This is a genomic window from Streptomyces sp. PA03-6a (genome assembly GCF_033792765.1).
Classification (GTDB): Bacteria; Actinomycetota; Actinomycetes; order Streptomycetales; family Streptomycetaceae; genus Actinacidiphila.
In genome coordinates this window covers 1-4,114 of the sequence record NZ_JARAVK010000452.1, presented here as the reverse complement: position 1 = coordinate 4,114, position 4,114 = coordinate 1, and the positions used below count along the sequence as shown (strand labels likewise).

At 74.3% G+C, this 4,114-nt stretch carries 3 protein-coding genes; 1 reads left to right on the top strand and 2 read right to left on the bottom strand.

The window, feature by feature from the left end; genetic code table 11:
* Positions 1-459, bottom strand: a 459-nt coding sequence (locus PV350_RS45250) for a hemerythrin domain-containing protein (RefSeq protein WP_500339146.1), incomplete at its 3' end; no start/stop codon positions are given.
* Positions 460-584: 125 nt separating this feature from the next.
* The gene (locus PV350_RS45245) at positions 585-2,678 is read right to left on the bottom strand and encodes a SpoIIE family protein phosphatase (RefSeq protein WP_500339145.1); all 2,094 of its coding nucleotides are present in this window, start codon (positions 2,676-2,678) and stop codon (positions 585-587) included.
* Positions 2,679-2,951: 273 nt separating this feature from the next.
* On the opposite strand from PV350_RS45245, the gene PV350_RS45240 reads away from it, so the two are divergent.
* The coding region (locus PV350_RS45240) for a DUF6777 domain-containing protein (protein WP_500339144.1) at positions 2,952-4,114 on the top strand (1,163 nt) is incomplete at its 3' end.

Genomic DNA, 4,114 nt, shown 5'->3' with positions numbered 1-4,114 from the left:
GTGGGGCCGGGTGGGGGCGAGGGACTTGGCGCGGCGCACCTTGTCGCCCAGGTCGTCGAGGGCCTCGGGGGAGCAGGCGCTGCTGAGCCCGGGGAAGAGCGTGCCCTCCTCGTCCTGGACGTGCGCGGTGACCTCGTCCATCAGCCGCATCAGCAGGGGGTGGAACCGGCCGTCGTTCGGTGGCAGCTGCTCCAGCTCCTTCAGCAGTTCCTCGATCCTGGCGTGGTCCGCGATCTCCTTGTCCGCGATGCGGTCCCCGCCCTCGACGTGCTCGCGGACGGCAGGGTAGAGGTACTGCTCCTCCGCCACCGAGTGCCGCACCAGCTCGATGGTCACCTCGTCCACCAGCTCCCGCAGCGCCGGGTCGCCGGTCGACATCGACTGCATGCGGTCGAAGATCTCCTCGACCTCGCGGTGGTCGGCCAGCAGCTCAGCGATCACGTTTCCGCCGTGTCCCATTCCCTCACGCCTTTCCGTGCGGCAGTACGGCCCGGGCGTGCGCCGGGGCCGAACCCCATGCATTCCACCCTGCCGGTGCCGAGCCCACCCGGGGACGCGGTCACCACCCGCCCGGCGGCACCTGATCACAAGCGCCCCCGCGGCCGGCGGTGCGGGTCCGCGCGGGCGATCAGGAGGGCGACGTCGTCGTGGTCGTCGGCGCCCCTCAGCTCCCGCAGGAGCCGGTCGCAGGTCTCCTCCACCGAGGCGTCCGGTGTGCCGAGCAGGGTCAGGAGCAGTTCGAGGCGCTCGTCGATCGGGTCGTCGCGGGTCTCCACGAGCCCGTCGGTGTACAGCACGAGACGGTCCCCGGGCGCGAGCGTGATGCTCGTGCTCTCGAACGGAACGCCGCCGACGCCCAGGGGCGTCCCCGTCGGCAGGTCGAGCAGTTCGGGGGAGCCGTCGCCGTGCACCAGGACCGGGGGCAGGTGCCCGGCGGTCGCCAGGTGGCACTCGGCCGTGCGCGCGTCGTACAGGGCGTACACGCACGTCGCGATGTACGGGTCGAGGCCGCGCGTGATCTTGTCGAGGTGGCCCAGCACCGTGGCCGGGTCCAGGTCGAGCTCGGCCAGTGTCGAGGTGGCGGTGCGCAGCCGGCCCATGGTCGTGGCGGCGTCGATGCCGCTGCCCATGACGTCGCCGACGACCAGCGCGGTCCGCTCGTCGTCGAGCGGGATGACGTCGTACCAGTCGCCGCCGACCTTGCTCCTGGCCTGCGCGGGCCGGTAGCGGGCGGCGACCTCCAGGCCGGGATGGTACGGCTGCGGCTGCGGGAGGAGGCTGCGCTGCAGGGTCTCGGCGGTGTTGCGCACCTGCTGGTACCAGCGGGCGTTGTCGATGCACACGGCGGCGCGAGCGGCCAGCTCGCAGGCGAGGGTCAGGTCGTCCTCGTCGAAGGACGCGTGCGTACGGGCCCGGCTCATGCCCAGCACGCCCAGCACCTCGCCGCGGGCGATGAGCGGGATCGCCATGCACGAGTGCACACCGGCGTCGGCGAGGAGCCGCGCCGACTCGGGGTCGGGGGTGATGCGCTCGAGGTCGTGCTGGCCTGCGTGCGCGATCATGTGCGGGCGGAGCGTGCGCACGCACTGGGCGGAGAGGTGCTCCGCGTGGTAGGTGACGACCTCGCCCGGGGCCGGGACGGCATGGGCCGCCTCCGTGGCGTAGGCGGTCCTGATCGCCAGGGAGCGGAACACCGGCGCGTCCTGCCGGCCGGCGGGGGCGCGCTGGTCCAGGACGCTGTCGAGGATGTCGACCGCCGCCAGGTCCGCCAGGTCGGGCACGACGACCTCGACGAGTTCCCGTACCGTCGGCTCGACCTCCAGGGCGGTGCCGATGCGGGCGGAGCCGTCGGCGATCATCGCCAGCCGCCGCCGCGCCCGGTCGGCCTCCGCGGCCGCGCGGTGCCGCTCGGTGATGTCGACGACGACCTCGGCGAGGCCCAGCACGTGCCCGCGGTGGTCCTCCAGCCGGTAGAGGGACACCGCCCAGGCGTGCTCGCTGCGCGGGTCGGACGGGGTCCGGCCGACGGTGTAGCGGTCGACCATCGGTACCCCCGACGCCAGCACCTGCCGCATCTCCGCCTCCACCGCCCGGTAGTCGGGGCCCGGGAGGACGCTGCGGAACGGGCGCCCCAGGTGGTCCTGGACCGAGGTGCCGTGGAACCGCGCCAGCGCGGGGTTGAGGCTGAGGTACCGCAAGCCGGTGTCCAGCACGGCGATGCCGATCGGCGACTGCGAGATCAGCCGCGTGGACAGGGCGACCTCCTGCTCCACCTCGCGCATGGTGGACTGGTCGGTGGCGAGCCCGAGGATGTAGTAGTCGCCGAGGCTGTCCATCAGCCGCATGTTGCGGAACTCCACCAGCCGGCGGCCGCCGTCCTTGCAGCGCACCGGGAAGGACCCCGCCCAGCTCTCGCCGGTCTTCATGATCTCGGAGAACAGCCCGATGACGAGCTTGCGGTGCGTGTCGTGGACCAGCAGGTGGGCGGCGTACTGGCCGACCGCCTCCTCCGCGGTGTAGCCGAACAGCGCCTCGGCCTGCGGGCTCCACATGTCCACCCGGCCGTCGCCCTCCAGGAGCACAGCGGCCACACCCAGGAGGTCCATCAGCCCGCTCGGGCTCGTCGAGACCCCGTCCAGCCGCTCCGGGCCGGTCGTGTACCGATCCGTGTCGCTCATGGTGGGCGCCTCTTCCGCCTGCCGTTCCGGCCGGTCGGTCCGCCGTCCCCTCTCGCCCGTGCCGACGCGATTCCATGGTCCCCCCGAAGACGCGGCGGCGCACCCCTCGCAAGGGCCCGTCCCGGGGCGCGTCCGGACGCGCCGTCCCCGGCGGGCGTCGGCTTGCGGGGACTGTGAGGGGGACGCACACAATGGTCAACAGGTGGGGCTTCTGAAGCGACCGGCGACGCGTCCGGCCGGGGTGCCGGCCCGGGACGAGTGGAGGAAAGCCCTGTGAGCGTTCTACCGCCCTCGCTCGCCCGCCCCGAGGGCCCGCCCTCGGGCCCGCTGTCCGGACCGGACGGGACCGACGAGGCGAGGTCGCCCGGCCAGGACCGGGACTCGCCCGGACGGCGGCGCCGGACGCCGACGGTCGTCGTGGGCGGACCGCCCCCGCCACCGGGTGGACCACCGGACGACGGCGGCGGAGGCGGCGGAGAGGGCGGCGGAGAGGGCGGAGGACACGAACGGCCCTGGTGGCGCTCGGTGCCCAAGGTGGCCGCGATCACCGCGGCCGTGGTGGCGGCGGTGGCACTGGCCGTGGTGTTCACCCGGCCCGGCGGCGTCTCGGGCGGGAAGCAGGGCGAGCTGTTCCTGCAGACGGCGGGCAGCGCGGGACCGAACCCGTTCACGGGGTCGACGGCCGAGGAGACCGCCGCGCCTTCGGCGACACCTGCACTGCCGAGCCCCTCGACGACGGGGGGCACCGTACGGCAGGTCTACAGAGGCGGCATGCCCGGTCTGTACGGCGGCACGCGCGACGCCGCCAGCTGCGACGTGGAGAAGCAGATCACCGCCCTGTCGTCGGACCCGTCGAAGAGCAGGGCGTTCGCCTCGGTGCTGGGCCTCGCCCCCGCGGGCGTCCCGGCGTACCTGCGCGGCCTGACCCCGCTTCAGCTCCGCGCGGACACGCGGGTCACCAACCACGGCTACCGCGATCGCAGGCCCACCGCCTTCCAGTCGGTGCTGCAGGCCGGGACCGCGGTCCTGGTGGACGACCGGGGGATGCCCCGGGTGCGCTGCGCCTGCGGCAACCCGCTGACCGGGCCGGTCGAGCAGAAGGACGGTGCCAGGACCGTCGGCCGGGCGTGGCCCGGTTACCAGCCGTCGAGGACGGTGGTGGTGGCTCCGGCGACCGAGCCGGTGAAGGAGTTCGTGGTCCGCGACCCGGGCACCGGCGAGTGGTTCACCCGCGACAGCGGCGACGGCAAGGCCTCCGGCGACGAGCGGACCACGCCCCCGCAGAACGCGCCGTCCGGCGGCCCGTCCGGGTCGCCGCAGGACGGCTCACCGGCCGCCCCGGAGGAGGGCGGCGGTTCGACGGGCCCCTCCGCACCGACGGGGGAACAGGGCGGGACTGCGGGGCGGTCCCGCCCTGTTCCCCCGTCGGTGCGGAG

What these genes read in the sequence shown, in the direction of transcription:
- PV350_RS45245 (WP_500339145.1), bottom strand. Translation starts at nt 2,678, where the DNA reads ATGAGCGACACGGATCGGTACACGACCGGCCCGGAGCGGCTGGACGGG.